Genomic DNA, 26,633 nt, shown 5'->3' with positions numbered 1-26,633 from the left:
AGATCAGCGCTTGCAGGCCTTGAGTAAAAGCGTTGCCAGAATCACAAAGAACGCGGCAAAGCAGATGAAGGACCAGTTGGCGATGGAGCCGCCCAGAAAGGTCCAGTCAATGGCCGCACAGTCGCCCGAGCCCTGGAAGATCATGGGGATGGAACGGCTGAAAGAGTAGTGCTCGATCATCCCGTAAAAGTCGCGGCCACAGGTCGCAAACTCGGGGGGATACCACTGCAGCCAGGTCTGGCGGGCGGCGACAAATGCGCCAAAGCCGCTCATCAGCAGCGCCAGCACGCCAAAGCTCATCCACCAGCCTTTTTGGCCTCTGACGCTTGCCAGGCCTGTGAAGATAGCTACCAAAATCAGTGCATAGCGCTGCACGATACACATCGGGCATGGCTCCAGCCCCACCACATGCTGCAGATACAGGCCAAAGGCCAGCATGGCCACACAGGCCAGACAGATCAAGCCCAGAATGCGCCGCGGCGCGGTTTCAAACCATTGAAGCATCAATTTTCTTTCTGCGAAATTTTCGAGTCGTGCCAAAGCCAAGGATAACGTCTACGCCTTCATCCCGGCTGTATGCACCGCCTCTTTCGCAAGAGACAGCAAGCAAGAGCCGCCTCGCAGCGATGCTGTCGTCCCCCTCCCCTAGCGCGCAGCGCGTAGAGAGAGGGGGAAGGCGCGTAGCGCCTCAGGGGGAGCAATCAAATCCCCGCCGCCTCATCCAGAAAGACTTTGGCGCGGCGCGGTGTCACCACCAGCGTTTCGCCTTCGCGCAGGCCCATTTCCTTGAACTGCTGGGCAGGGATCTGGGCTTCGATCAAAGCTTCCTCCCCCGCCTCACCCGAGCTTGGTGTGTTCTCGGAGGGAATAAGTTCCAGCCTTGCGATGGGGCCGACCACAATGGCGCGAGAGAGCTGGGCCACGATGCCTGTGGGGCGACCGTGTGCGTCCAGGTTCTGGCCGGGCGAGTAACGCTCCACCTCCAGATCGTGCGGGCGCACATAGGCAAAGGCCTGGCTGTCATTCGCACCGCGTGCGTCTGCGCTGTCGAGCTGCATGCCATCGTCCAGATAGACGCGGCCATCGCTGGCGCGGCCCTTGAACAGGTTCACGTCGCCCAGGAAGCCATAGACAAAAGGCGTGGCCGGGTTGTCCCACACTTCCTGCGGTGTGCCTTCCTGCTCGATCTTGCCCTGGTTGATGACGACCACGCGATCGGCCACTTCCAGCGCTTCTTCCTGGTCGTGGGTCACGAAGATGGAGGTCACATGCAGCTCATCGTGCAACTGGCGCAGCCAGCGGCGCAGTTCCTTGCGCACCTTGGCATCCAGCGCACCAAAGGGCTCGTCCAGCAGCAGCACCTTGGGCTCCACCGCCAGAGCGCGGGCCAGCGCAATACGCTGACGCTGGCCACCAGAGAGCTGCGAGGGATAGCGGTCAGCAATCCAGTCCAGCTGCACCAGCTTGAGCAGCTTCATGACCTTTTCCTTGATCACGGCTTCGCTGGGGCGCTCCTTGCGGGGCTTGACGCGCAGGCCAAAAGCCACGTTGTCGAACACGGTCATGTGGCGAAACAGCGCGTAGTGCTGGAACACAAAGCCCACGTTGCGGTCACGCACATGCACATCGGTCGTGTCTTCGCCGCTGAAGTGGATGCTGCCCACATCGGCCGTTTCCAGGCCGGCAATGATGCGCAGCAGCGTGGTCTTGCCGCAGCCCGAGGGGCCAAGCAAGGCAATCAGCTCGCCTGACTTGATATCGAGGCTGACATCGCGCAGGGCCTGAAAGTCGCCGAACTGCTTGCTGACGTTACGGATTTCGATACTCATGATGAATCTCTTGTTCTGATCCGGGCAGCTCAGGCTGCCTTGGCGGTTTTATTCGATGGAATGCTGGTCTGGCTGGGGCGCTCGGGCGGTGCTTCGGCAGCGGCCTTGGCCAGTTGCTCGGCACGCCATTCGGCAATCGACTTGATGACCAGAGTCACCAGCGCCAGCAAAGCCAGCAGCGAGGCCACGGCAAAGGCGGCTGCGCCCTGATAGTCGCCGTAGAGCACCTCTACGTGCAGCGGCATGGTGTTGGTCTGCCCCCGGATATGGCCGGAGACCACGGACACCGCGCCGAACTCGCCCATGGCACGGGCGTTACACAGAATCACGCCATAGACCAGACCCCACTTGATATTGGGCAGGGTCACATGCCAGAAGGTCTGCCAGCCACTGGCGCCCAGCACCACGGCGGCATATTCCTCGTCGCTGCCCTGCGCCTGCATCAGCGGTATCAGTTCACGGGCGATGAAGGGGAAGGTCACGAAGATGGTGGCCAGCACAATGCCGGGGACGGCAAAGATGATCTGAATCTTGTTTTCCGCCAGCCACGGGCCCAGCCAGCCATTGGCACCAAAGACCAGCACATACATCAGGCCCGCAACCACGGGGGAGATGGAAAACGGCAGATCAATCAGCGTGGTCAGGAAGGCCTTGCCCTTGAACTCGTACTTGGCAATGCACCAGGCTGCGGCAATGCCGAACACCAAGTTCAGCGGCACGCAGATCAGCGCAGTGATGAAGGTGAGCTTGATGGACGAGAGCGCATCCGGCTCGGCCAGTGCGGTCAGATAAGCATCCCAGCCCTTGCGCAGCGCTTCGCCAAACACGGACAGCAGAGGCAGGATCAAAAACACCAGCATGAACAGCAACGAGGTGGTGATCAGCACCCAGCGCACCCAGCGCGGCTCGGTGGTGGTCATCTTGCCCAGTTTGGTGCTCTTGGGTGGGGCCGTAATTTTGTAGAGCAGCACCAGCACGATCAGCGCCAGCACCACACCGATGAGCAGATAGCTCCAGATCGACAGACTGTTGGGGAACAGCGCATCTGCAATGTTATGAAGTTCTTGCATCAACGGCCTCCCTGAGCCTTGCGTTGCCAGGCCTGCAGTGCATTGATGAACAGCAGCAGCACAAACGAAATCAGCAGCATGACGACGGCCACAGCGGTCGCGCCGGGCAGGTCATGCTGGTCGAGCTTGCCCATGATGATCAGCGGTGTGATCTGGGACTCCATGGGAATATTGCTGGAGATAAAAATGACCGAGCCATACTCGCCCACCGCCCGCGCAAACGCCATGGCAAAGCCTGTGAGCAGAGCCGGGCCGATATGGGGCAGGATGACCTTGTAGAAAATCTGCCAGCGCGATGCACCCAGGCTGGTTGCCGCTTCTTCCAGCTCTTTTTCAAAGTCTTCCAGCACGGGCTGCACGGTACGCACCACAAATGGCAGGCCGATAAAGATCAGCGCAATGGCAATGCCTTTGGCGTCGTAGGCCATCTTGATGCCCAGAGACTCAAAGTACTGACCAATCCAGCCATTGCCCGCATACAGCGCCGACAGCGAAATACCCGCCACCGCCGTTGGCAGCGCAAAGGGCAGATCCACCAGCGCATCCACAATCTTCTTGCCGGGGAAGGAATAACGCACCAGCACCCAGGCAATCAGCAGGCCGAACACTGCATTGATGCAGGCGGCGACGAAAGACATGAGAAACGACAGCTTGTAGGAATACAGCACAGCCGGAGCCGACACCGCTTCCCAGAACTGCGCCCAGGTCATGGTGAAGGTGGCTGACAGCAGCGCCACCAGCGGGATGAGCACAATGATGCTCAGATAAAAGATCGTGTAGCCCAGTGTCAGCCCGAAACCGGGCAGCACGCGCTTGGCACTACGCGCCTTGCGTGGGGCTGAAGCAGCAGAAGACATATTCAAAGACAGAACGGGAAAAGGATTCACTGCCGATCAAACAAGCACGGCCCAGCTCAGAAACATCAAGCAAGGGCCGTCCCGCAGCGAGGATGTTGTCCCCCTCCCGCATTGCGAAGCAAAGCGAGAGAGGGGGAAGCGGCAGAGCCGCTCAGGGGGTGCTAGTTACTTCCCATACAGCTTGTCAAACTGACCGCCATCGTTGAAGTGCACCTTCTGCGCTTCGGTCAGCGAGCCAAAATACTTGGCCACGGTGAACTGCTTGATGGGCTTGAACTGGTCAGCATGCTTTTTCAGCACAGCCTCGGAGCGAGGACGGATGGCGTGCTTGGCTGCAATTTCCTGCGCTTCATCGGAATACAGCCACTGCAGATAGTCGTTGGCCAGCTGGGTTGTGCCCTTCTTGCCCACGGTGCGCTCCACCACGGCCACGGGGTTTTCAGCCACGATGCTGACCGATGGATAGACCGCATCAACCTTGCCCTGACCGAACTCACGGTCCACGGACACGACTTCGGATTCAAAGGTAATCAGCACGTCGCCAATATTGCGCTGCAGGAAGATGCTGGTCGCGTCGCGCCCGCCCTTGCCCAGCACAGGCACGTTCTTGTAGAGCTTTTGCACAAACTCGGCAGCTTGGGCATCAGTTCCACCCTTTTCACGCACAGAGCCCCAGGCTGCCAGATAGGCATAACGGCCATTGCCGCCGGTCTTGGGGTTCACGACCACAACCTTCACATCGGGGCGCACCAGATCCGACCAGTCCTTGATGTTCTTGGGGTTGCCGTTGCGCACCAGGAACAGCATGGTCGATGTGGTGGGCGATGCATCGTGGGGGAACTTCTTGTTCCAGTCCTTGGCAACCACGCCGTTCTGGGCCAGGAAGTCCACGTCGGTGGTTGTGTTGAAGGTCACCACATCGGCGGCCAGGCCGTCGTTGACGGCACGCGCCTGGGCGCTGGAGCCGCCATGCGACTGGTCCACCTTGATGTCCACACCCTTGGTCTTCTTGTAATGAGCGATGAAAGCCGCGTTGTAGTCCTTGTAGAACTCGCGCGCCACGTCATAAGAGACATTGAGCAACTGGGTCTGGGCCGATGCGGCACCGGCGGCGGCCAGTGCAATAGATGCCAGCAATGTCTTGAGCTTCACGGAATGCATGGTTCGCAGCCTTTTATGCAACTAGTGCAATGTGTTTGGAGATGTATAGATTGTGCGAATGCATTCTTAAAACTCAAAAGAATATATTTTTCTTTGTTTTGCTTGAAATTTATATATAGAAAATGAACGCTTGATGATTGAGCCCCAAAAGTGGTTCAAGTGCCCATCCATAAAGCGCAGGCAGCTATAAAAAAAGCAGCTACTGCTGCTTTGAATCCCTCTCACCCCGGCCTGGAAAACACAATGCCTTTCATGCGCCTATGGCCTCTGGCGCCAGTTCCCGCGGGTTTCTGGCCTGCGCGCCCTGCCATCCCTGCGCTTCTGTCAAGGATTGCAGCAGCGCCAGGCCCAGAGGCCAGGCCCCGAAGCCCGACTCGACATTGACATGACCCGCGTTTTGCAGACGCACCAGCTCACTGCCCCAGGCCCGGGCATAGGCGCCAGCGCGGCGAATGGGGCAAAACGGGTCGTTGCTGCTGGCAACCAGCACGCTGCGATACGGTAAGGGAGCGTATGGCACGGGCGCAAAATCGGCCAGCTGCGCGCGGCGCTCCGGGTCTGCCGGGGCAACCAGCAGCGCGCCATGAATGCGGGAAGCGGCCTCCTCACCCACATGCACCGTGGTGATGCAGCCCAGACTGTGGGCCACCACCACAGCGGGGCGCTCATCGGCCAGCAGCAGCTCTTCCAGCGCGCCCACCCATGCATCGCGGTGCGGCACCAGCCAGTCTTTTTGCTGCACACGCACGGCATCCGGCAATTGCTCTGCCCAGAGGCTTTGCCAGTGACCGGGACCGGAGTTGCGCCAGCCCGGCACGATGACGATGCGATAGGGAGAATTCATGCGGCCTCCTGAGGCTCTTGTTCGATACGCCGCATTGTGAAAGTGGAGCGTGCAAAACCCAACGAATGTTTTGTTCTTTCCTTATGGGCAGAAGCTAATGCAAAGAACCTGCTTCGCCCTGCGCGTGGGCTGAATCCAGCCCCACACCTGAATCTCAGCCGCCCCTACTGCATGGCTGCAACGCTGCTGCCCGGCATGCGCTCGCCCAGAAAATCCAGAAAATGCCGAACCGCTGGCGCCAGCCCACGGCGCGAGGGGAAGACGGCATGCACAATGCCCGGCGGCGGCGCCCACTGGGGCAGCAACTGCACCAGCGCGCCCTGCTGCAGCTCCTGGTGGCACATATAGTCAGGCAGCCAGCACATGCCGCTGCCTGCCAGCGCCGCAAATTTCAGCGTCAGCAAATCATCCACCACATAGCGCGGCTGCAGTTGCAGGCGGTGCTCCTTGCCCTCGGGCCCGACCAGCAGCAAGTTGGAGTGGCCATCCACGGCCGACATGGACATGCTGTCGAGCAACTGCAGATCCTCTAGCGTGCTGGGCGTGCCCTGACGCTCCAGCAAACCGGGGCTGGCCACCAGAATCTGGTGCGAGCTGTCCAGCCGCTTGACCACCATGGAGCCGCTTTCTTCAAGGCTGGGGCGCACACGCAGCGCCACGTCCACACCCTCTTCCACCAGATTGATGACCCGGTTGGTCACCTGCATCTCCACATGCACCAGCGGGCAGCGTTGAAGAAAGTCGGGCATCAGCTCGCCCACCACCGTCTGTGCCAGAGTTACCGGGCAGCTCACGCGAATCGTGCCGCGTGGCTCGGTCTGCACTTCGGCCACCGCATCCGATGCCGCCAGGGCCGCATCGCGCATGGCCTGGCAATGGCGCAGATAAGTCTCACCCACCTGCGTCAATGACAGCTTGCGCGTGGTGCGCTGCAGCAGGCGCACACCCAAGTGCTCCTCCAGCTCAGCCACACGCCGCGACAGGCGGGACTTGGGAATACCCAGCGCACGGCCCGCAGCCGCAAAGCCGCCACGCTCGACCACTTCGACGAAGTACAGCATGTCATTGAGATCGACCATGCACAGTTCCTTTGCTTCTATTGGGTAGATATTCAGGACAATCTATCGCATTTTTGCGGGCTTATCGCCCAATCTCTCCAAATCCATAATCTATCCCATCGACAAACGAATCTGGCTTCTGATCTGCGGCTTGCAGGCCAAGGCCTCTTAACCCCTCTTAGCCCCGAAACACGTCTTTTAGACAGCGATTGAAAGAACATCATGCAAATTCTGCACATTGACTCGGCAATTACCGGCGCCAACTCCGTATCGCGTGAACTGACTGCGGATATCGTGAGCAACCTGCTGCAAGCCAACCCCGAAGCCCATGTGGACTATCTGGATCTGGCCGTGAACGCCCCCAGCCACCTGAATGCCCAGTCCATGGGTTTTCGCACCGGCCAGGCCGCTTCCACCGAAATTGAGCGCCAGGAAAACGCCATCTCCGAGGCACTGGTCAGCCAGTTCCTGGCTGCTGATGTGATCGTGGTCGGCGCGCCTTTCTACAACTTCAGCATTCCCACCCAGCTCAAGGCCTGGTTCGACCGCATCGCTCAGGCAGGCCGCACCTTCAAGTACACCGCAACCGGCCCCGTCGGCCTGGCGGGTGACAAGAAAGTCATCGTGGCATCCACACGCGGCGGCTTCTATTCGACCAGCGAAGCGGGCCAGGCCATGGAACACCAAGAAAGCTATCTGAAGGTCATCTTCGGCTTCATGGGCGTGACTGATGTGAACTTTGTGCGCGCCGAAGGCATTGGCATGGGCCCCGAAGCCCGCGCAACCGCCGTGCAAGGCGCCAAGGCGCAGATTGAAGCGCTGGAAGCCGCTACCGCTTGATTCATCAGCGCTGGCAGCTACGATTAAAGTAGCATCAAGCCATACTGGCCGGGCCTGCCATGCAGCGCCCGGCTTTTTTGCGTCTGCACAAGACCGGGGTTCAATATCTGCAAAACATTGTCGTGGCAAGCCTGTCATGAATGTTTTTTTGCTACTCTTGAAGCAATTAGATACTTTCAGACACATCAGTCACCACAAGTGCACGATGCTCTGCCTCACCCATGCCCAGTCTTCCCTCTCAGCCACACTCTCTACGACAGCCCGCTCAGCGCTCTGATGAAAACTGGGCCTTTACAGCCGTGGCGGTCTTTCTGGTCGGCTTGCTTGTGGTGGCAACGGGTGGCTACCAGTATCTGCAATATTCCAAGCAGCAGGACCAGGCCCGAGAAGAGCGCCAGACCTATCAGCGCTACAACGACTACCTGAAATCGAACCAGGAGCCCGCTGCCGCCAGCACGGATGCAGACACCGAGGCCGCCACCAATACGAACCCTGCCAAGGCTGCATCCCCGGCAGAAGCCCCGGCCACTGCAGCAGCCCAGCCCACCATGGCGCAAAAACTGCTGAGCCACCCTGCAGTCACCCCCGGCCCCGGCTTCGATGCCCCCGGCGTTCAGCAAACCGGCGTCACCATCATCGACGCCATGGATCAGGCACAGGCCAACGCCCGTTCTCATTGATATAGCTTGCTGTCACTGCTGGTTAGCCCTCGTGACTCATACCCGCTAGCCAGACAGGATGAAAGCAGATCGCTAAGCTAGCGGCCGCTTTTCGTGACTCTTTCAAGGTATCTCAATGCGTTTCTCACGCCTCTGTGGTCTGGCCGGCTGGCCAGTCATCACAGCCAGCCTGCTGACCACCACCCCACTTGCCCAAGCTCAGGCGCAAGAGCCAGCAGCCCCCCAACTCTCCGAAGTCACCGTCCGCAGCACCCTGCAGTCCAGCACGCTGGAGCAGACACCTGCGGCCATCAGCCTGATTGACGGCGAGCGCATGCGCGACCGCCAGTGGCAGGTCAACGTTTCTGAAACGCTGAGCAGCGTGCCCGGCCTGCAGTTGCAGAACCGCCAGAATTACGCGCAAGACCTGCAGCTGTCGATTCGCGGCTTTGGTGCACGCTCCACCTTTGGCGTGCGCGGCATCCAGATTTATGTGGATGGCATCCCGGCCACCATGCCTGACGGACAGGGCCAGACCAACAACATCGACATAGGCTCGCTGGAGCGCATGGAAGTGCTGCGCGGGCCGTACTCTGCCCTGTATGGCAATGCCTCTGGCGGCGTCATCAACGCCTACACCGAGCAAGGCGAAGGCAAGCCGCAGGTGGAAAGCACTTTCGCGCTGGGCAGCAATGGCCAGAAGCGCCTGGGCCTCAAAGCCAAGGGTGAAGCCAACGGCATTGGCTATGTGCTCAGCGCCAGCCGCTTTTTGACCGATGGCTACCGCGCACAAAGCGCCGCCGACAAAAACCTGTTCAATGCCCGCATCGACGTCAAACCCGATGAATACAGCCACCTCACGCTGGTGGCCAATCATGTGGACATTGATGCGAATGACCCCGGTGGTATCTCCCCTGCCGACTGGACAAAAGATCCAAAGGCAACCACCCCCAATGCCCTGCTCTACAACTCTCGCAAAAGCGTCAAGCAGACACAGGCGGGCCTGACCTACGAGCGCCAACTGGACGGCAGCAATGCCCTGCGCTTCATGGCCTATGCCGGTCAGCGCGAGATGATGCAGTTTCAGTCCACCCCCAAGGGCTCCCAGACGGGGTACAAAGGCGGCGTCATCGGCCTGCAACGCGACTACGGTGGCTTTGATGCCCGCTGGAGCGGTAAATACCAGCTGGGCGGCGGCGACTTCAGCCTGATCGCAGGCCTTGCTGCCAACACCGTCAAGGAAGACCGCAAGGGCTACAAGAACTTCGTGGGCACTCAGTTAGGCGTGGTTGGTGATCTGGTGCGCGACGAGCGCAACACGCTCACCAATATCGACCCCTATCTGCAAGCCAGCTGGGCGTTTGCCCCCCGCTGGAAACTGGATGCAGGCCTGCGCTGGAGCAATGTGCAATTCAAATCTAGTGACCATTTTCTGGCGGATAAAGACGATAGCGGCAGCACCGGATTCCATAAGCTCTTGCCGGTTGTTTCACTGCAGCACGAACTCACTCAGGACACCAATGTCTATGCCTCACTGGGGCGCGGCATGGAGACGCCCACGTTCAATGAGAGTTCTTACCGCCCAGGCACTCCTCCCCCATCTGGGCTGAACTTCGCTCTCAAACCTGCGCTATCGACCAGTGCAGAGTTAGGCATCAAGCAGCGCTTCAATGCTGCGGGCATGCGCGGAGATTGGTCTGTCGCACTGTTCCAAACCCACACCGATGATGAAATCGTGGTGGCCAGCAATGACAATGGCCGCAGTTCCTATCAAAACGCAGGCAAGACCCGCCGCCAGGGTCTGGAGTTAAGCGCCAATGCCTGGCTCCACCCCAAGCTGCGCGTCAATGGTGCGCTGACTCTGCTGGATGCCCGTCTGCGCAGCGGCTACTGCAATGCCAGCGGCGCGGACTGCATCGCAGCTGGCAACCGCATCGCAGGCACCGCCCAGAACATGGCCTATGTCGGCTTGGAGTGGCAGCCCGCCACCGACTGGCGCGTGGGCCTGGACTGGCGCCGCATGGGCCAGATTGCAGCGGGCGACAAAAACACCGTCTACGCCCCCAGCTACAACGTGGCCAGCCTGAGTGTGGGCTACACCAAGCGCCTTGGCGCCTGGAAGCTCAATACCTTTGCCCGTGTCGACAATCTGGCCGACAAGAACTATGTCGGCTCGGTCATCGTCAACGAGGGCAATGGTCGCTATTACGAAGCAGCCCCAGGCCGCCAGTGGATGGCGGGGGCCAGCCTCAGCTACCAGTTCTGAGCTGACAGCTGATTGTTTTCCTAACCACAAGCGGGCCTCGTGCCCGCTTTTTTACGTCCAAAGGCGCTGCAGCCCGCCTTTCACAGGCTCTCAAAACTCTTTTTGCAGCTTTTTTGAAATTTTTTCCCTCTATTTCAAAGCGGCAAACCGGCGCAAAACCGGCAAAGTCCCGGTCTGAATGCCTGAGCTCAGCGGTCAAATCACAGCCTTTTCAGCGGCCGCGGCATGCAAGCCCTGCAACATCGGCCAATTCGCGCCAAATTTCGTGAACTGGCGATCTTTTTCAAACCGATGTTTTTTGATTTCGCAGACGTTAGCCGATAAAGACAGCGCAATCAGCGCAGAGTTTTGAAACCCCATGCCAAATTTCAGCAACTGCATGGCAACTGACGCCAAATTCTGGGTTTCGCAGCCCTTCAAAGATGCGAAATTGAAGATGCGATTTCTTATATGCAATTCACATAAAAAGCTGCAAATTTGGAAGCTTTTAAAGGCAATTTCCCGGGGCTAGAATCCGCCACGCCATGGGTGTCCATGGTTTGAATTGATTCGAGGTTTCTGGTTTCCATGCTGTCCACCCGTCTGCATCCCTGTTGGAGCGCCGCCCTGCGGCTGCAAGGCCTATGACCGAGCTGCAAATCATTGATGTGCAGCTCAAGCGCGGGCAGACCACGGTGTTTGACGGGCTGAACCTGCACCTGAGCCAGCAGCGCATTGGCGTGATTGGCGATAACGGGGCGGGCAAGTCCAGCCTGTTTCGCATGCTGTGCGGGCTGGAACTTCCAGTGGCAGGTGAAATTCGGATCGATGGCACGCCGCTGCTGCAAGCCCGTCAGGGCAAGCCGGGGCTGGTGGGCCTGATGTTTCAAAACCCCGACGACCAGATCATTTTCCCCACGGTGGAGGAAGAGCTGGCACTGGGCCTGCGCCCCAAAGGCCTGAACAAACAGCAGGCCAAGGCAGCTGCACGGGAGCTGCTGGCCCAGCGCGGGCTGGCGCATTGGGCTGAACGCGCTGTCAGCAGCTTGAGTCAGGGCCAGCGCCAGCAGGTGTGCTGGCTGTCGCTGCTGATTGCCGCGCCCAGCGTGCTGCTGCTGGATGAGCCTTTTGCCAGTCTGGACCTGCCCGGTCAGGCCCGGCTAGCGCAGGATATTGCCGCCGCACCGCAGCAGGTTCTGGTCTCTACCCATGTGCTGGACCATGTGCGCAGCTTTGAGCGCGTGCTGTGGCTGGAGCAAGGCCGTATCCGTGGTGATGGTCCCGGCGCCGAGGTCTGCCGCACCTATGAGGCCGATGTCGCTGCGCGCCTGAGCGAAATCACCGCAAACGCCGCAGGCACGCAAGGTGGAGCGCTGCATGGGTAGTCTCTACAGCGAATTCCCCACCTGGCTGCACCGCTGGCGTGCAGGCCTCAAGCTCTTGCTGCTGGCCATCGGCGGAACGCTATTGTTTTTGACAACCTCCCCCATGCTGCTGGCGGGCGCTGGGCTGGTTTGCCTGATTCTGTGGTTTTCTCTGGGCCAGGCCACCCAGGTGGCCCGGCGGCTGATGCGCTCGGTCATCATTGCTGCGCTGCTGGTGGCGGGCTTTCATGTGTTCATGGGCAACCATGAGCTGGCCGCCGTCAGCGCGCTGCGCCTGATCTGCGCGTCCACGCTGGGTGTTGCGCTGACGATTACCACCCGCCCCAGTGATCTGGTGGAGGTGCTGGAATGGTTGCTGTCACCACTGGCCCGGCTGGGCATTCCGGTAGAGCGAGTTGCCATGCAGATTGCGCTGATGCTGCGCTTTACCGAGCATTTTTTTGTGCAATGGAAAAAGCTGGACGATGCGCACCGCTTGCGCACCGGCAAAAGTGGCGGTCTGCGCCTGATTGCACCGCTGACGATTCATATGCTGCAAGCCACGCGCCGCGTGGCCGATGCCCTCTGGGCCAGATTAGGTTTTTAGGAGATTGATGATGGCTACCCCTTCCAACACCCCCTCCCACACACTCTCGCGCAGCGGCGCGCGCTCCATGGCTCAGGTGTCGCTGTTTGCGGCGCTGATGGCCGTCATGGGCCTGATTCCCAAGATTGACCTGCCCCTGGGCGTGCCCATCACCATCCAGTCGCTGGGTGTGATGCTGGCGGGCGTCATGCTCGGCCCCTGGCGCGGCCTGCAGTCCATGCTCTTGTTTTTGGCGGCTGTGGCTGTGGGCCTGCCCCTGCTGTCCGGCGGGCGCGGCGGCATTGGCGTGTTCATGGCGCCGTCTGCCGGCTATCTGGTGGGCTACGCGCTGGCCGCCGGTATTACGGGCGCCATCATGGCCGCCCTGCCGCAAAGCACACCGCGCCGCACGGCACTCAGCGCTTTTATCGCATCGCTGCTGGGTGGCCTGCTGTGTCTGCATGCCTTTGGCGTCATGGGCTTGATGGGCATTGCAGGCATGAGCCTGAGCCAGGCCTTCAAGGTGACCCTGGCCTTTGTGCCCGGCGACTTCATCAAGTGCATTCTGTGCGCCATCATCGTCCACACCGTGGCACGCGGCATGCCGGACTGGCGCTTTGGCGGACGCCAATAATGAGCGCCCATGACTTGCCAGTGACCTCGCCGCTGCAGGACTTCTGGCAGCTGGTTCATGGGCCACTGGCGCACTGGGCCGAACAGCGCCCTGACGCGATTGCGCTGCAAAGCGAGGATGCCAGCTGGACCTTTGCCCAGTTGCATGCCGAAGTGCAAAGGCGCCGCGCCAAGCTGGTTGCTGGCCGCGCGCCGCAAATGGTGCTGATGGATGCCAGGCTCTCCACGCTGGAACGCCTGGTGGATTTTCTGGCCATCATCGCCAGCGGGCGCTGCGCCGCCGTGGCCGACCCCGACTGGCAACCCGCAGTGCGCCAGCGCATCGAAGGCTGGATGCCGCTGCAGCCCTCTGACAGCCAGACAGCCCAGCCGCTGGATGCTTTCTACACCGGCTTTACCTCTGGCAGCACAGGCCTGCCCAAGGGCTTCAAGCGCCACCACCAGTCGTGGACAGAGAGCTTTCGCGTGGGTCTGCAGGACTTTGGCCCTGTCGTAGCCCAGCGCACACTGGCGCCGGGGCGCATCTCGCACTCGCTGTTTCTGTTCGGGGCCATGCAAGGCATCTGGTATGGATGTGGCGCCGTGGTGCAGGAAAAATTCTCGGCCCAGCGCTGCCTGGCCACGCTGGCCCAGGGCGAAACGCCCTGTCTGGTGGCCGTACCCAGCCAGTTGCTGCTGATGCTGCAATGGGCACAGCATCGCAAGCTGGCGCCGATTCCGCAGGTGCAGCTCATCACCATCAGCGGTGCGCGCTGGATGCGTGACCACACACCGGCCCTGCGCGCCTTGTTCCCCAATGCCCGCCTGATTGAGTTCTACGGGGCTTCCGAAGCCAGCTTTGTAGCCTGGATGGACGCTGACGAAACCAGCAGCCCACAGGCCGTGGGCCGCCCATTCAGCAATGTGGAAATCGACATTCGCCGCACCGCTGACCACTCTATCGCACAGCCCACCCTGAGCGCTGCCGAAGACGGCCTGATCTATATCCGCAGCCCCATGCTGTTCATGGACTATGTGGGCGACGCCCATGACCCCACGGCCGTGCTGCGCGATGGGGACTGGCTGTCCGTGCGCGACATGGGCCATATCGACCTGCGTGGCATGCTGTGCCTTGCGGGGCGGCAAAGCCGCATGATCGTCACGCAGGGCAAGAACCTGTTTCCCGAAGAGGTGGAAAACCTGCTGGTCAGCCATCCTGCGATTGCTCAGGTGTCACTGCACGGCCTGGCCGATGCGCTGCGCGGCATGCAGGTGCATGCGGTGCTGCAATGGCAGGCAGGCAGCACGCCCCCAACCGCCCTGCAACTGGCGCAATGGCTGCGCGAGCGCACCGAAGCCTTCAAAGTGCCGCGCCAGTGGTGGGTGTGCGAAGAATGGCCGCAAACCGCCAGCGGCAAGACCGACCATGGCCGCATCGGCCAAGCGCTGCAGCAAATGCAGCGTGCTGACCCCAGCCCGGGCGACTTGCCAGAAATACAGCCATGGCAAAGCTAGCCCCAGCCTCCCACGCCGTGCCCATACTAGCCTGGGCACGCAGCCCCGTCGCCCCCACAGGCGGCGCGCTGGGCCAGTTACACAGCCACGAGATAGGCGCGCCCCTGCTGCAATCATTGCTGGCACAAACCGGCCTGCCGCCTCAGGCCATAGACGCTGTGGTGCTGGGCAATGCCCTGGGTGCAGGTGGCAACCCCGCCCGCATGCTGACGCTGGCTGCAGGCTTGCCCGATAGCTGCGCCGCGCACAGCATCGACACCCAATGCTGCTCGGGCCTGGATGCCATTGCCATGGCCGTGGGCCTGCTGAAATCGGGCCAGGCGCAAATCGTGATTGCCGGCGGTGCAGAAGCCTGGAGCCGTGCCCCCATCCGCCAGACCCGCCCGCGCCATGCCGATGAGCTTCCCCAAAGCTACGAGCGCCCACCCTTTGCTCCAGACCCCGCACGCGACCCCGACATGCTGCAGTCAGCGGCTGACTATGCCTGCCAACACACCTACCCTCGCCATGCGCAGGAAAGCTACGCCCTGCAAAGCCACAACCGTGCCGTTGCAGCGCAGCAGTCGTTGCGCGCAGAAATCACCCCCGTGGCGGGCCTAGACCACGACAGCTATCCCCGAACCTTGACCGCCAGTCGCGCTGCGCGCATGCCCATCGTGGCGCACAGCGCGGCGGACGAAAAAGGTGAGCTTTATGGCCTAAGCGCGCTAACCATCTCTGCCAAGGCAGACGGTGCCGCCCTGCTGCTGCTGGCAACGCCCGAAGCCTGCGCGCAGTGGCAGCTGCAGCCACGCGCGCAATGGCTGGCCAGCGCATCCGTGGGCGCAGCGCCTGAAACACCCATGCTGGCTGCCATTGCAGCCACGCAAAAACTGCTTCAGCGTGGTGCACAGGCGCTACAACCATCAGAGCTATCAGCGCAAGACCTGTCTGCGGTTGAGCTTCATGACGCCTTTGCCGTGCAAGGCCTGGTTTTTTGCGAAGCTTTGGGCCTGCAGCCCGAACAGATCAACACGCAGGGCGGCGGCCTGGCACGCGGCCACCCCATTAGTGCATCGGGCGCAATTGCGCTGGTGCGCAGCCTGGCGCAGCTGCAAGCATCCGGCCAGCCCGGTGCGCTGAGCATGGCGGCCATTGCAGGCGCCGGGGGCATTGGCGCGGCCACGCTGGTGCAGTGGCTGGGTGCCGAAGCGCGCGCACTTTAAGTTATAAATTTTGATAGCAACCACCGCATGCCCAACCTAGGCCATAGCCATTTTCCAGACTTAAATACTGCAGCACCAGAAGCCTTGGCACTCTTGCTGCAGCGCCGCTCTACCCGTGCTTTCCGGCCCGATGCTGTGCCCCATGATTTGCTGCAGCAGTTGCTGCTGGCCGCCAGACGCGCGCCCAGTGGCGGCAATCTGCAGCCCGGTCGCCTGATTGCAGTGCAAGGCCAGCGCCGCCAGCAGCTGACGGATGCGCTGCTGCAAGACTTTCAAAGCCAGGCCCCGGAGCAGGAAGACTACGCCTACTTCCCTCGCCCCATGCCCATGCAACTGCGCAAACGCCAGGTCGCAGCCGCGCAGGCCTTGTACGGTGCTTTAGGCGTAGCCCGCGACGACCGCGCCGGGCGCGATGCCCAGTTTGCGCGCAATTACCAGTTCTTTGACGCCCCCGTGGCGCTGGTCGTCACCATCGACGCCCACTACGGCCCCGGCGGCTATATGGACCTGGGCATGACGCTATACGGCCTGCAACTGGCCGCAGCCGCCATGGGTCTGGGCAGTTGCGCTATCGGCGCTCTGGCCTCCTACCCCGCCACCGTGCGCCGCGTGCTGGAGCTGCCAGAGCACCAGCACATCGTCTGCGGCCTGGCCATTGGCTGGGCCGATGAAACCGCCCCCGTCAACCAGACCCACACCACCCGCGCACCGCTGGGCGAGTGGTTTCAGACACTTGAATAAAGATAGCTGCCAGCGCACAAAAGCAATAGGTTTCAAGGCATTTCCCCCATGAACCTAAGAAATGACGAGCGCGAGAAGCTACCAAATCAAGAGCCAAAGAAAAAGCGCTGCAAGTGCAGCGCTTAGTTAAATCCAGCCCAAACAGGCACACCCCAACAAAGAGGCACCAAGCAAGAGCCGCCTCGCGGCGATGGCGCCGTCCCCCTCAGGGGGCGCCCGGCTAGGGAAGCCGCAAAGCGGCTCAGGGGGAGCGTTCAAAACGCCGGGAACACCGAACCCTTGAATTCCTTGTCAATAAACTGGCGCACTTCTTCAGAGTGGTAAGACTTGATCAGTTGCGCCACCCAGGGCTGGTTCTTGTCGGCATCGCGCACCACCATGATGTTCACATAGGGGTTCTTGGCCGATTCCAGCGCAATCGCATCGGTCTTGGGGTTCAGACCCGCAGAGATGGCGAAGTTGGTATTGACCGTAGAGGCATCCAGATCATCCAGCGAGCGCGGCAGCTGCGCGGCATCCAGCTCGACGAACTTGAGCTTCTTGGGGTTGCTCACCACATCCAGCGGAGTTGCCTTCAGACCCGCGCCCTCCTTGAGCTTGATGAGGCCTTGGGCCTGCAGCAGCAGCAGCGCACGGCCGCCATTGGTGGGGTCGTTGGGGATGCCGAACTTGGCGCCACTGGGCAGATCCGCCAGCTTCTTGATCTTCTTGGAGTAGATGCCGATGGGGAAATTCACCGTATCGGCCACCCAGCTGATCTTGTAGCCACGGTCCTTGAGCTGCGCGTCCAGATAGGGGCGGTGCTGGTAGCTGTTGGCATCCAGATCGCCCGAGGCCAGCGCCGCATTGGGCTGCACATAGTCACCAAACTCCACAATCTTGAGGTTCAGACCGTTCTTGACGGCCACCTTCTTGACCACTTCCATGATCTGAGCGTGGGGGCCAGCCGTCACGCCGATCTTGATGGTCTTTTCCTGGGCCTGAGCCGTAAAGCCCAGCGTGGCGGCAGCAGCCACAGCCAGAGTCGTGCGCAAAAGCGAGCGCTTGTTCAGCATGGAGATTCCTTGCGGAGAAAATTGAAGTGGCTATGACTGTAGCGCCTGTTCGGCACGCCGCAGACCTGCCTCTTAGACAGTTTGCGCAGATGCAAACTACAGAATGACTATTTGGCAAAAGCCGCCTACAAAAAAGCCCGCTCCGGAAAGGTAGCGGGCTTGACTTGAGCGGCATGCACGATCAGAGATCAGACAGCGTAGGCGCTGCCAGCACCTGCTGGGCCACCACGTCCAGCACGGCGTGCGACTCTTCCTGCCGGTCGATCCAGACCTTGGGCGTGAAGCTGCCGCGCAAGGCAATCGCGTCGCCCTCGGACAAGCTACGCAGCACAGCGCAGGGTGCGTTATCAAACGCCACAATATTCACAGGAATCGAAGAACCATCTCCCGCATTAGCTCGCATACGGGCCACCATGTAGGGGCGGCGGTTGCGGTCCACGCGGCTTTCGGGAATGCCGGTCAGTCGCCCGGTAATCAGACCATCCATCATTTGCTTTTATCTACCCAGAAAAAATAGCGGCCACCTGCTTTGCGCAAGTGGCCTGTCAAAAAAATTGGTATCTGCATTTTAGGGGCCAGCCCGCATCATTTCTGCAGGCCATCCCTTAATATTTCGTAATGTTGAGGCCTGTGCTCAGCGGTGGCTGAGGCGGCGCACAGCCCAGTCGCCCAGGCTTTGAATGGCTTGCACAAAGAAGATCAGGATGATGACCACGACCAGCATCACATCCGGCAAGAAGCGCTGGTAGCCATAGCGAATGCCCAGGTCACCCAGGCCGCCACCGCCAATGGCGCCCGCCATGGCCGAGTAGCCGGTCAGGCTCACAAAGCTGATGGTCAGGCCAGCAACAATACCGGGCAGCGCCTCGGGCAACAGCACCTTCCAGACGATCTGGCTGGTGCTGGCGCCCATGGACTGGGCCGCTTCAATCAGGCCGCCATCGACTTCACGCAATGCAGTCTCTACCAGACGTGCCACAAAAGGCGCGGCAGCAATCGTCAGCGGCACCACGGCAGCCCAGGTACCGATGGAGGAGCCGGTGATGAAGCGCGTCAGCGGGATGATGGCCACCAGCAAGATGATGAATGGCGTGGAGCGCAGCGCGTTCACAATCCAGCCCACGATCTTGTTGGCGGGGCCGTTCTGCAAAATGCCGCCATGGTCCGTCAGGCGCAGGAACACGCCCAGAGGAATACCGATCAGGCCGCCAATCAGGCCCGAGACGCCGACCATGATCAGCGTCTCCCAGAAGGAATCCAGCAGCAGCTGGAGCATCATTTCCGAAAAATTCTCAAACATCGCTCTTAATCCTTGCTGGGCACAATCTGCACCTGCACGCCGCTGGCACGCAGATGGGTCACGGCAGCGTCAATCTTGGCAGCCTCACCGCTGGCATACACAGCCAGCGAGCCAAAGGTCTGCTCCTGAATTTCATCAATCTGGCCGTGCAGAATCGACAGGTCCAGACCCAGTTCACGAATCAGGTGCGACAGAATGGGCTGATAGGCGCTTTCGCCCGCATAGGACAGGCGCAGCAGCTGGCCTTGCTGGCCGGGCTGCAGTTGGGCCGCCAGTTGGCTGACGCGCGTCATCACCGATTCAGGCAACTGCTGGGGCACGATCTCATCAATCAGGCTCTTGGTAATGCTCTGCTGAGGCTTGGTAAACACGTCAATGACGGGCCCCAGTTCGGCAATTTCACCGCCATCAATCACGGCCACGCGGTCAGCAATCTGTTTGATGACCAGCATCTGGTGCGTAATCAGCACCACAGTCACACCCAGTTCGCGGTTGACCTTGCGCAGCAAATCCAGAATGGAGCGCGTGGTTTCAGGATCCAGTGCCGAAGTGGCTTCGTCGCTGAGCAAGACCTTGGGGTTGCTGGCCAGGGCACGGGCAATGCCCACGCGCTGCTTCTGGCCGCCCGAGATCTGTGCGGGGTAGCGGTCAGCCAGATGGTCCAGACCCACCAGCTCCAGCAGCGGGGTCACACGCTGGTAAATCTCGTCCTTGGAAATGCCGGCCAGCTCCAGTGGCAGGGCCACGTTGTCATACACGGTGCGAGACGACAGCAGGTTGAAGTGCTGGAACACCATGCCAATGTCGCGGCGTGCGGCCCGCAGTTCTGCATCGGACAGTGCCATCAGGTCACGGCCATTGACGATGACCTTGCCTTCGGTGGGGCGGTTGAGCAGATTCAGGCAGCGCACCAGCGAGCTTTTACCCGCACCAGAGCGGCCAATGATGCCGAACACCTCGCCAGAGGCAATTTCCAGATTGATGCCACGCAGCGCGTGCACCGGGCCCTTGGGGCCTTGGTATGTCAGGGATAAGTCCCGAATTTCTATCATGAAAAATATCGCTTATCGCGCACGAATAGTGCGGATACAGCTATAAAAAAGTGATTGATCCCATCCCGCCCGCAGCGCCGCTGAGCACCGGCAACGCGAGCCTTCGTTCTTGTAGAAGCAGGCAGATCAAGCCAGCCTACTTTTAGTAGTAACCCTCAATGATGCCTGAATCTAGGCAAACCTGAGGCCAACCGGGACAAGTGAATTCACGTAGTAGTCGGGCAATGAGCGTGCTGTACAGCCCTCAAAAGCAGGCCAAACCCCTGATGACGCGAAACGCTGACTGGGCTTAGCATGGCAGCCTGGGCTTCGCCCTGCTCTGCCATTACCTGCTACGTGCTTTTTCATGCAGCCCAGCTTTCCGATCCGCATTGAATGCCCGCCTGGCGCCTGCACCTGCGAGCGCGAGTCGCTGCTGAGCCAGCCCGGAGCCGATCTGCGCATTCTGATGCTGACGCGCGAGGAAGAGAAAAAGCTGATCGAGCGCCTGGAGCGCATCAGCAGCCTTGGTGATCTGGAGCACATGCTGCAACGCATTGAGCAGCAACTGGGGGTGACCATACAGATTGCCCCCGGCAGCAATGAAGTGCGCACCATGCGCGGCATACAGATTGATATGCCTGACATTCCCGGCCTGTGCCGCAAAACCCGCCAAAGCCTGCCCGCCGCCATTCGCAAAGGCATGGAGAGAACGCCGGAGATTGCCTGGGCGCTGCTGGATGCGCACGATCTCTTTGGCATGCCGGGCATCTGACTAGCCCCGCTGAGCGCCCTCTCATCGCCGGGCATTGGTGCCCTCCTATAGGGCTTGCGCCTTAGTCCAAAAGAACGATGGGCTTTCACAGGCCTCACCTGAACAATGAATTGGCCGCTACCCGCCAGGTAGCGGCACGCCTGTTAAGACCTTAAGCAATTCAGACATACATCTTTGAGGAATCGTGATGAAGATCAGCGTGAATATTGGGCGAAGTGCCCTGACCGCCACCGCATTGGCGCTGTGCCTGAGTGCTGCTCACGCCCAGCCTGCCGCGTCTGCGGCAGAGCCATTGCAAGGCCAGGCACTGGACAGCCTGATCCGCGAAGCGATGCTGTACGCCTACCCCTATCAGGAGTTCATGAAAATGCGCCATGAAGCCCTGGAGGTCAAAGACTCCACCACAGCCACCACGCTCAACCATTTCCGCCACTCGCGCCATCTGGCCACACCCAAGGACCGCTGGGCCAACGGCCCCATCCGCGACGCCTTCTATTCCACCAACTGGCTGGATCTGGAACACTCGCCACTGCTGCTGACCCTGCCCGAAACCCATGGTCGCTATTACGTGATCGCCATGATAGGGGCCGATCTCAACACCTTCTCCTATGTAGGGCGGCGCATTGGCGGAACCGCCGCACGCAAGGTTGCGCTGGTGGGGCCGCACTGGAAGGGCGAGATCCCCAAGGTCGATCAGATCGTGCGCGCCCCCACCCGTGATGTGTACCTGAACCTGCGCGTACTGGTCACCGGCGAAGACGACCTCAAGGCCGCGCATGCAGTGCAGGACGGCTTTCGCGTAGAACCTGTACTCAAGACAGCAGAGGACAACCCCAAAATCAAACCACAGGCCCAGGACTGGGGCCGCTTTGTCGATGTCGCCAACGAAGCGCTGGTGCGCAACCCACCACCCGGGGCTGAGCAGAAGCTGCTGCAGCGCTTTGCCAGCGTGGGCATCTGCGGCGCAGGCTGCCAATGGGACAAGCTGCCAGCCTCAGTGCAGCAGCGCTGGCTGACTCTGGCTCCGAATATCGAGAAAAACGAACTCAAAAACCGCCTGAACGCCGACCGCAAAACCGCCGACCCGAACCGCCGCAATGGCTGGACCCCCTATCGCCTGCCCGACGGCTTTGGCAGCAACTACGCCATGCGCGCCCAGTCGGCAGCCATGTCGGGCGGCATTCTGGGCCTGGAAGCGGCAGAAGCCACCTACTTCGCCGCCAGCGTGGACGGCAACAACCAGCCACTGGGCAAAGGTCAGAGCTACCGCCTGCACCTGCCCGATGGCCGCCTGCCCGCCGATGCCTTCTGGTCCATCTCTCTTTATGAGTTTGTGACCGGTGGCCAGTACATGGTCGAAAACCCGATCAACCGCTATTCCATCGGCGACCGCACCCAGGGCATGAAGCGCAACGCGGACGGCAGTCTGGACATCTGGCTGCAGCCCACAGACCCCGGCCCGGAAAAACGCGCCAACTGGCTGCCCACGCCAGAAAAAAATCTGTTCTACCTGATGGCCCGCGCCTACCAGCCGTGGCCGGAAGTTCTGGACCCGTCATGGGTTCTGGAGCCTGTTGAGCTGATCAAGCCGGAATAAGCAGCCAGCAAGAAAAGACATCGCCCGCGCCAACATGCAACGCGATCCGTAGCGTGTCTGCCCGGCACGCCCCCAGTGGCAATCGATCGTTTGCTAGCGGGGGGTGTGAGCCTCTTGCCACACCCCTTGCGGCATGGCCTTGCTTTTGCCGAAGGCGTTGATGGGTAACTGCACATAAGTGCGCCCATCGTCTGCCGCCGGTGGTAGCTTGCCTGCGCGAATGTTGACTTGTACCGATGGCAGAATCAATGTGGGCATGGCCAGGGTTTCATCTCTGGCTGTGCGCATCTGCACAAAAGCGGCCTCGTCAATGCCGTCACGCACATGAAGGTTGTGAGCACGCTGGGCCTGCACAGAGGTTTCCCACGCGGGTTCCCGCCCCTGAGGCGGGTAATCGTGACAGACGAAGATTCGCGTCTGCAGCGGTAGCACCAGAATGCGGTGGATGGAGTTGTACAGCGTGCTGGCATCTCCGCCAGGGAAGTCCGCCCGTGCGGTTCCCACATCGGGCATGAAAAGGGTATCGCCAACAAACACGGCGTCCTCTACACGGTAGGCCATGTCTGCTGGCGTGTGGCCCGGCACATGCATTGCGGTCAGTGCCAGCCTTCCCAGCGGCAAGCGCTCGCCATCTTCCACCAGGTGGTCGAACTGGCTGCCGTCAGGCAGGAAGCTGCGCTCGAAGTGATAGATCTTGCGAAAGGCCGCCTGCACCTCTCTGATATGGGCGCCAATGGCGACCTTGCCACCCAGATGGTGGCGAATATGCTGGGCGGCGGATAGATGATCCGCATGGGCATGGGTCTCCAGAATCCAATGCACCGTCCAGCCGCGCTCGCGCACATAGCTAATAAGCTTGTCCGCCGACTCGCTGCTTAGCGTGCCGGACCGGGGTTCAAAGTCCAGCACCGGGTCAATCACAGCCGCTGCGCCACTAGCCACATCCGCAAGCACATAGCTCACGGTTCCTGTGGCGCTGTCAAAAAACGGTTCGATATGCATGGTGCTGTCTGTCATGGCAACTCCTTATCCCAGATAAGCAAAAACTGATTTCAAAACTCAATCAACACATCAATATACTTTTTTATATAATATATGAAATTATTCTGATGAACCAGACCATGTCTTCCCACGTTTCTGAAGCGTCGCCACCGCCACTGGACATTGCAGCCATGCGCTCCCACGCAGGAGAGGCTGTCGCCATGCTCAAGCTATTGGGCAATGAAGACCGGCTCCTGCTGCTGTGCCAGCTATCGACGCAGGAGCGCACCGTGGGCGAGCTTGAACAATTGACCGGCATTAGTCAGCCCACCCTGTCACAGCAACTGGGCGTTCTGCGGCGGGAGGGCCTCGTATCCACCCGGCGCGAAGGCAAGTTCATCTGGTACCAGCTGGCTGACGCCCGCGCCTTGCAGCTCATGCAGGCTGTTCATCAACTTTTTTGCCCACAAGGAGAAGCGGCATGAGTATTTTGTGGAGTGAATTCACCCCTTGGTCATCGCTTGCAGGCGGCATGCTGATTGGCCTGTCTGCGGCATTATTGATAGCACTGCTGGGACGCATTGCTGGCATCAGCGGCATCACCGGCGCGCTGCTTCAACTGCCGACCTGGAGTTCGGTGCAGAAATGGGGCTGGCGCCTGGCCTTCATCGTTGGCATGGTGGCAGCGCCGCTGGTGTGGCAGCTATTTGCGCCACTGCCAGCCATGCAAATGCCATCCAGCCCAGTGCTCATCATCATTGCAGGCTTGTTGGTGGGCTTTGGCACAAGACTGGGCTCTGGCTGCACCAGTGGCCACGGTGTCTGCGGCCTTTCCCGCCTTTCCATTCGCTCGCTGACGGCCACGCTGACCTTTATTGCCACTGGCGCCATCACCGTGTTTGTGATGCGTCACGTCGTGGCTTAAGCCTTTCAGGAGTCACCTCATGCTTTCTTCCATCGCAGCCCTAGCCTGTGGCCTGATCTTCGGTCTGGGCCTGATTCTTTCGGGAATGGGCAACCCCGCCAAAGTACAGAATTTTCTGGATTTTTTCGGCCAGTGGGATCCATCTCTGGCCCTGGTCATGGGCGGCGCCATTGCCATCGGCCTGATCGCCTTCGCCTGGGCCCAAACTCGCAGCACAGCATTGCTGGGTGAGCCCATGCAACTGCCAGGCAACACCGCCATCGACAAGAAACTGCTCACAGGCTCAGCCCTGTTCGGCGTCGGCTGGGGGCTGGCAGGCTTTTGCCCAGGGCCAGCCCTCATGAATCTCGCCACTTTGCAAGCGGAAGTCTGGATCTTCGTCGCAGCCATGCTTGCAGGCATGGTGCTGCAGCATGCCTGGGCAGCACGAAGTGAGGGCCGCAAACAATAGTTTGCAATTATTCTCTTCGCAGGATTGCTCACAAAACAATAGCAATCTGCGTAAGCTACGCGAAAGTTTTGACCCATCTCATGCCAAACCCCGCATAGAACACCAAGGCTATCACCTTTGAAAACCCATTGATTGAGCTTGAACTAGCCCCTGCAAGCACAGGAGAATGGGTCCACTCAATCATTTGTTCGCACAAGGCCACGGGGTTTGACCATGCAGTATTCATCTGAACTTCTGCTCAACCAGCTGATCTGCAATCTCGCAGAGCTATCCCCCTGTGAGTCGCGCCTGCAAGCCTATGAGGTATTGCACGAAACCTGGCTACAGGTCAACGAACGCGCAGGCATGCCTCCAACCCAGATTGAGCACATCCGCAAACGCTGCATGTCGCCCGATCACGGCTGGGAAGACCTGCAAGCCGACCCCTGCTATGTGGATTCATTTTTGGCGCCCTCAACACGCGTGAACCTGCATGCCAACGGCGCCATCGTCATTCAGCGCATGGGCAGTTGCCGCCCCGAGGTGCTCTATGCAGTGCCCGGCAAAACCCACCGCTTCGTTGCAGCCATCCGCACCAGCCCACGCTCCAATCCCATGGTCTGAATAGCAGGGGCACGCGCAATCGACCTTTTTCACCTCGGCTGAAAGCATTCAGGGTGGCCTTCGCCACCCTGATTTGGAGTGCCAAGATCTGTGGAATGACTACTTCGTATAGTCAGACACCACTTTCCAGCGCCCGTCGATCAATTGAGACATGCGGGAGTGCTCGTTCCCCAGACGTTTGGTGGCCGTGAAGCTCATCTCCGGGTTGCCAAAAAAATCTCGGGGGAAGGTCATGCTGTCCATGGTTTTGATGAAGCTGTCGGTGCTCAAATTGGCCCCCGTCTTTTGCATGGCCTGGGCCAGCGTGTCGACCAGCATATAGCCGTAGGCAGAAAACACGGTACCGTCCTCGCCAAACTGGGCTTTGTACTGCGTGGCCCACTCCCGCACCTTGGGTTCTGCTTCGTCCGCATAGGGGAATTGCGTAGTCATGGCCGCATACAGTCCGTCCATAGGCTTGCCGCCAAGCTTGTGAATCAAGTCCGTGTAGGCACCGCTAGAGCCAAAGAAGACTGGGCTGAACCCCGTCTTTCGCGCCTCTCCAATTGTTCCCACCGTCTCCCGAATCAGGGTTCCAAGCACTACAAAATCGCAGCTCGCTGCCTTCATCTTGGCGACTTGCGAGCTAAAGTCAGTAGCACCGCGCTTGAAAGAAGTTTTTTCCACCAGCGCCTGATTTCGGGTTTTCAATGCTGCTTCAGCACCGCGCAGCACTTCCAGACCAAATTCATCATCCTGATAGATGGCGCAAACCTTTTTCGCGCTGGTTTTGTCCATCAGCGTGGGCAACCCCAGGCGAATCTGGTCGTAATAGGTAGCAGCGAATGAATACTTCAAGCGATGAAATGGTTCATACATTTCACGTGCTGCAGTGATGGGAAACCAGTTGATGACGTTTTTTGAAAACTGAATGGGCATGGCCGCCATATTGGTAGCTGTGCCGATTTGCCCTGCAACAGTAAAAACCTTGTCTTGGTTCACCAACTTCTGCGCTGCAAGAACCGCCTTCTTGGGGTCGTAGCCAGAGTCCTCAACAAACAACTTGAACTTGCGTCCATGCACCCCTCCTTGCTTGTTGATCTCATCAACCCGCATCTGCATACCATTGCGCGACTGCTTGCCAAAGGCCGCCAAAGGCCCGGACAAGTCTTGAATCGTGCCGATACGTATCTCATCCTTGCTGATGCCTTGCTGGGCGCTAGCCATGCCAGCTAAGGCCAGCGCGCAGGCTGTCACACTCAAACGAATCCATGGTTTCATAACTGTCTCCATTCAAGTTAAGCAGAAGCCCCATCCCCACCCTTGACAGGCAGCCGCCGCGCAGGGGCT

The 26,633-nt window shown here is 60.0% G+C and carries 29 protein-coding genes; 15 read left to right on the top strand and 14 right to left on the bottom strand.

Annotated features, from left to right (window positions below):
- Positions 1-3 precede the first annotated feature (3 nt).
- From JDW18_RS10145 to JDW18_RS10115, 7 genes are all read right to left on the bottom strand, one after another.
- Positions 4-507, bottom strand: a complete 504-nt coding sequence (locus tag JDW18_RS10145; protein ID WP_218243488.1) for a disulfide bond formation protein B — start codon at positions 505-507, stop codon at positions 4-6.
- A gap of 194 nt (positions 508-701) precedes the next feature.
- A complete protein-coding gene (locus JDW18_RS10140; protein WP_218243487.1) occupies positions 702-1,829 on the bottom strand; it encodes a sulfate/molybdate ABC transporter ATP-binding protein in 1,128 nt (375 codons plus the stop codon).
- A 29-nt stretch (positions 1,830-1,858) separates the two neighbouring features.
- Positions 1,859-2,749, bottom strand: a complete 891-nt coding sequence (cysW, locus tag JDW18_RS10135; protein WP_425514800.1) for a sulfate ABC transporter permease subunit CysW — start codon at positions 2,747-2,749, stop codon at positions 1,859-1,861.
- Between the two features lie 149 nt (positions 2,750-2,898).
- Positions 2,899-3,756, bottom strand: coding sequence for a sulfate ABC transporter permease subunit CysT (cysT, locus tag JDW18_RS10130; protein ID WP_218243485.1), 858 nt, complete (start codon positions 3,754-3,756; stop codon positions 2,899-2,901).
- Positions 3,757-3,921: 165 nt separating this feature from the next.
- Positions 3,922-4,917 carry a sulfate ABC transporter substrate-binding protein gene (locus tag JDW18_RS10125; protein WP_218243484.1) on the bottom strand — a complete coding sequence of 332 codons (996 nt, stop codon included), beginning with the start codon at positions 4,915-4,917 and terminating at the stop codon, positions 3,922-3,924.
- 250 nt (positions 4,918-5,167) lie between these two features.
- A complete protein-coding gene (locus JDW18_RS10120; protein WP_218243483.1) occupies positions 5,168-5,761 on the bottom strand; it encodes an RBBP9/YdeN family alpha/beta hydrolase in 594 nt (197 codons plus the stop codon).
- 164 nt (positions 5,762-5,925) lie between these two features.
- Positions 5,926-6,840: a LysR family transcriptional regulator gene (locus tag JDW18_RS10115; RefSeq protein WP_218243482.1), complete on the bottom strand. Its 915-nt coding sequence runs from the start codon at positions 6,838-6,840 to the stop codon at positions 5,926-5,928.
- Positions 6,841-7,041: 201 nt separating this feature from the next.
- Between JDW18_RS10115 and JDW18_RS10110 the strand changes: the two genes are divergently transcribed.
- The 3 genes from JDW18_RS10110 (at position 7,042) to JDW18_RS10100 (ending at position 10,584) form a co-directional block, all read left to right on the top strand.
- Positions 7,042-7,659: an FMN-dependent NADH-azoreductase gene (locus JDW18_RS10110; protein ID WP_218243481.1), complete on the top strand. Its 618-nt coding sequence runs from the start codon at positions 7,042-7,044 to the stop codon at positions 7,657-7,659.
- A gap of 221 nt (positions 7,660-7,880) precedes the next feature.
- Positions 7,881-8,339: a hypothetical protein gene (locus tag JDW18_RS10105; RefSeq protein ID WP_218243480.1), complete on the top strand. Its 459-nt coding sequence runs from the start codon at positions 7,881-7,883 to the stop codon at positions 8,337-8,339.
- A gap of 115 nt (positions 8,340-8,454) precedes the next feature.
- Positions 8,455-10,584: a TonB-dependent receptor family protein gene (locus tag JDW18_RS10100; protein ID WP_218243479.1), complete on the top strand. Its 2,130-nt coding sequence runs from the start codon at positions 8,455-8,457 to the stop codon at positions 10,582-10,584.
- Between the two features lie 195 nt (positions 10,585-10,779).
- Here JDW18_RS10100 and JDW18_RS10095 read toward each other — a convergent pair whose 3' ends face one another.
- Positions 10,780-10,965: a hypothetical protein gene (locus tag JDW18_RS10095; RefSeq protein WP_218243478.1), complete on the bottom strand. Its 186-nt coding sequence runs from the start codon at positions 10,963-10,965 to the stop codon at positions 10,780-10,782.
- Between the two features lie 242 nt (positions 10,966-11,207).
- Between JDW18_RS10095 and JDW18_RS10090 the strand changes: the two genes are divergently transcribed.
- Genes JDW18_RS10090 through JDW18_RS10065 form a run of 6 tightly spaced genes read left to right on the top strand, consistent with a single transcriptional unit; the run spans position 11,208 to position 16,586 of the window.
- Positions 11,208-11,948 (top strand): energy-coupling factor ABC transporter ATP-binding protein, encoded by a 741-nt coding sequence (locus JDW18_RS10090; RefSeq protein WP_218243477.1) that lies wholly within the window; start codon positions 11,208-11,210, stop codon positions 11,946-11,948.
- Entirely contained in the window at positions 11,941-12,534 is a 594-nt protein-coding gene (locus JDW18_RS10085; protein ID WP_218243476.1) for an energy-coupling factor transporter transmembrane component T family protein, read from the top strand. The genes JDW18_RS10090 and JDW18_RS10085 overlap by 8 nt, the downstream gene beginning before the upstream one ends.
- A 10-nt stretch (positions 12,535-12,544) precedes the next feature.
- Positions 12,545-13,147 (top strand): biotin transporter BioY, encoded by a 603-nt coding sequence (locus JDW18_RS10080; RefSeq protein WP_218243475.1) that lies wholly within the window; start codon positions 12,545-12,547, stop codon positions 13,145-13,147.
- The gene (locus JDW18_RS10075; RefSeq protein ID WP_218243474.1) at positions 13,147-14,640 is read left to right on the top strand and encodes an AMP-binding protein; all 1,494 of its coding nucleotides are present in this window, start codon (positions 13,147-13,149) and stop codon (positions 14,638-14,640) included. The genes JDW18_RS10080 and JDW18_RS10075 overlap by 1 nt, the downstream gene beginning before the upstream one ends.
- Positions 14,628-15,845 (top strand): thiolase family protein, encoded by a 1,218-nt coding sequence (locus tag JDW18_RS10070; RefSeq protein WP_218243473.1) that lies wholly within the window; start codon positions 14,628-14,630, stop codon positions 15,843-15,845. The genes JDW18_RS10075 and JDW18_RS10070 overlap by 13 nt, the downstream gene beginning before the upstream one ends.
- Before the next feature lie 27 nt (positions 15,846-15,872).
- A complete protein-coding gene (locus JDW18_RS10065) occupies positions 15,873-16,586 on the top strand; it encodes a nitroreductase (protein ID WP_218243472.1) in 714 nt (237 codons plus the stop codon).
- Positions 16,587-16,840: 254 nt separating this feature from the next.
- Here the strand turns inward: JDW18_RS10065 and JDW18_RS10060 are convergent, their stop codons facing one another.
- The 4 genes from JDW18_RS10060 to JDW18_RS10045 all read right to left on the bottom strand — a co-directional run bounded on the left by JDW18_RS10060 (position 16,841) and on the right by JDW18_RS10045 (position 19,993).
- Entirely contained in the window at positions 16,841-17,641 is an 801-nt protein-coding gene (locus tag JDW18_RS10060; protein WP_218243471.1) for a MetQ/NlpA family ABC transporter substrate-binding protein, read from the bottom strand.
- Positions 17,642-17,822: 181 nt separating this feature from the next.
- On the bottom strand, positions 17,823-18,131 hold the full coding sequence (locus JDW18_RS10055; protein WP_218243470.1) for a single stranded DNA-binding domain-containing protein: 309 nt from the start codon (positions 18,129-18,131) through the stop codon (positions 17,823-17,825).
- A 144-nt stretch (positions 18,132-18,275) separates the two neighbouring features.
- Entirely contained in the window at positions 18,276-18,941 is a 666-nt protein-coding gene (locus JDW18_RS10050; protein WP_218243469.1) for a methionine ABC transporter permease, read from the bottom strand.
- A 5-nt stretch (positions 18,942-18,946) separates the two neighbouring features.
- Positions 18,947-19,993, bottom strand: coding sequence for a methionine ABC transporter ATP-binding protein (locus JDW18_RS10045; protein WP_218243468.1), 1,047 nt, complete (start codon positions 19,991-19,993; stop codon positions 18,947-18,949).
- 346 nt (positions 19,994-20,339) lie between these two features.
- Between JDW18_RS10045 and JDW18_RS10040 the strand changes: the two genes are divergently transcribed.
- Together JDW18_RS10040 and JDW18_RS10035 are read left to right on the top strand one after the other, a co-directional pair.
- Complete coding sequence (locus JDW18_RS10040; protein WP_218243467.1) at positions 20,340-20,747, top strand: hypothetical protein; 408 nt, start codon at positions 20,340-20,342, stop codon at positions 20,745-20,747.
- A gap of 187 nt (positions 20,748-20,934) precedes the next feature.
- Entirely contained in the window at positions 20,935-22,344 is a 1,410-nt protein-coding gene (locus JDW18_RS10035) for a DUF1254 domain-containing protein (protein WP_218243466.1), read from the top strand.
- A gap of 93 nt (positions 22,345-22,437) precedes the next feature.
- On the opposite strand, the gene JDW18_RS10030 is transcribed toward JDW18_RS10035, so the two are convergent.
- Positions 22,438-23,361, bottom strand: a complete 924-nt coding sequence (locus JDW18_RS10030) for an MBL fold metallo-hydrolase (protein ID WP_218243465.1) — start codon at positions 23,359-23,361, stop codon at positions 22,438-22,440.
- 104 nt (positions 23,362-23,465) lie between these two features.
- Here JDW18_RS10030 and JDW18_RS10025 point away from each other — a divergent pair, with 104 nt between their 5' ends.
- From JDW18_RS10025 to JDW18_RS10010, 4 genes are all read left to right on the top strand, one after another.
- The gene (locus JDW18_RS10025) at positions 23,466-23,810 is read left to right on the top strand and encodes an ArsR/SmtB family transcription factor (protein WP_218243464.1); all 345 of its coding nucleotides are present in this window, start codon (positions 23,466-23,468) and stop codon (positions 23,808-23,810) included.
- Entirely contained in the window at positions 23,807-24,250 is a 444-nt protein-coding gene (locus tag JDW18_RS10020; protein ID WP_218243463.1) for a YeeE/YedE family protein, read from the top strand. The genes JDW18_RS10025 and JDW18_RS10020 overlap by 4 nt, the downstream gene beginning before the upstream one ends.
- A 19-nt stretch (positions 24,251-24,269) precedes the next feature.
- A complete protein-coding gene (locus tag JDW18_RS10015; RefSeq protein ID WP_218243462.1) occupies positions 24,270-24,701 on the top strand; it encodes a YeeE/YedE family protein in 432 nt (143 codons plus the stop codon).
- Between the two features lie 213 nt (positions 24,702-24,914).
- Positions 24,915-25,304 (top strand): hypothetical protein, encoded by a 390-nt coding sequence (locus JDW18_RS10010; protein WP_218243461.1) that lies wholly within the window; start codon positions 24,915-24,917, stop codon positions 25,302-25,304.
- A gap of 99 nt (positions 25,305-25,403) precedes the next feature.
- On the opposite strand, the gene JDW18_RS10005 is transcribed toward JDW18_RS10010, so the two are convergent.
- Positions 25,404-26,564 carry an ABC transporter substrate-binding protein gene (locus JDW18_RS10005; protein WP_218243460.1) on the bottom strand — a complete coding sequence of 387 codons (1,161 nt, stop codon included), beginning with the start codon at positions 26,562-26,564 and terminating at the stop codon, positions 25,404-25,406.
- Positions 26,565-26,633 lie beyond the last annotated feature (69 nt).

Origin of the sequence: Comamonas fluminis (assembly GCF_019186805.1) — a bacterium.
GTDB lineage: Bacteria > Pseudomonadota > Gammaproteobacteria > Burkholderiales > Burkholderiaceae_C > Comamonas > Comamonas fluminis.
Note: the sequence above shows the minus strand (reverse complement) of the source record. Positions and strands in the feature narration are given on the sequence as shown.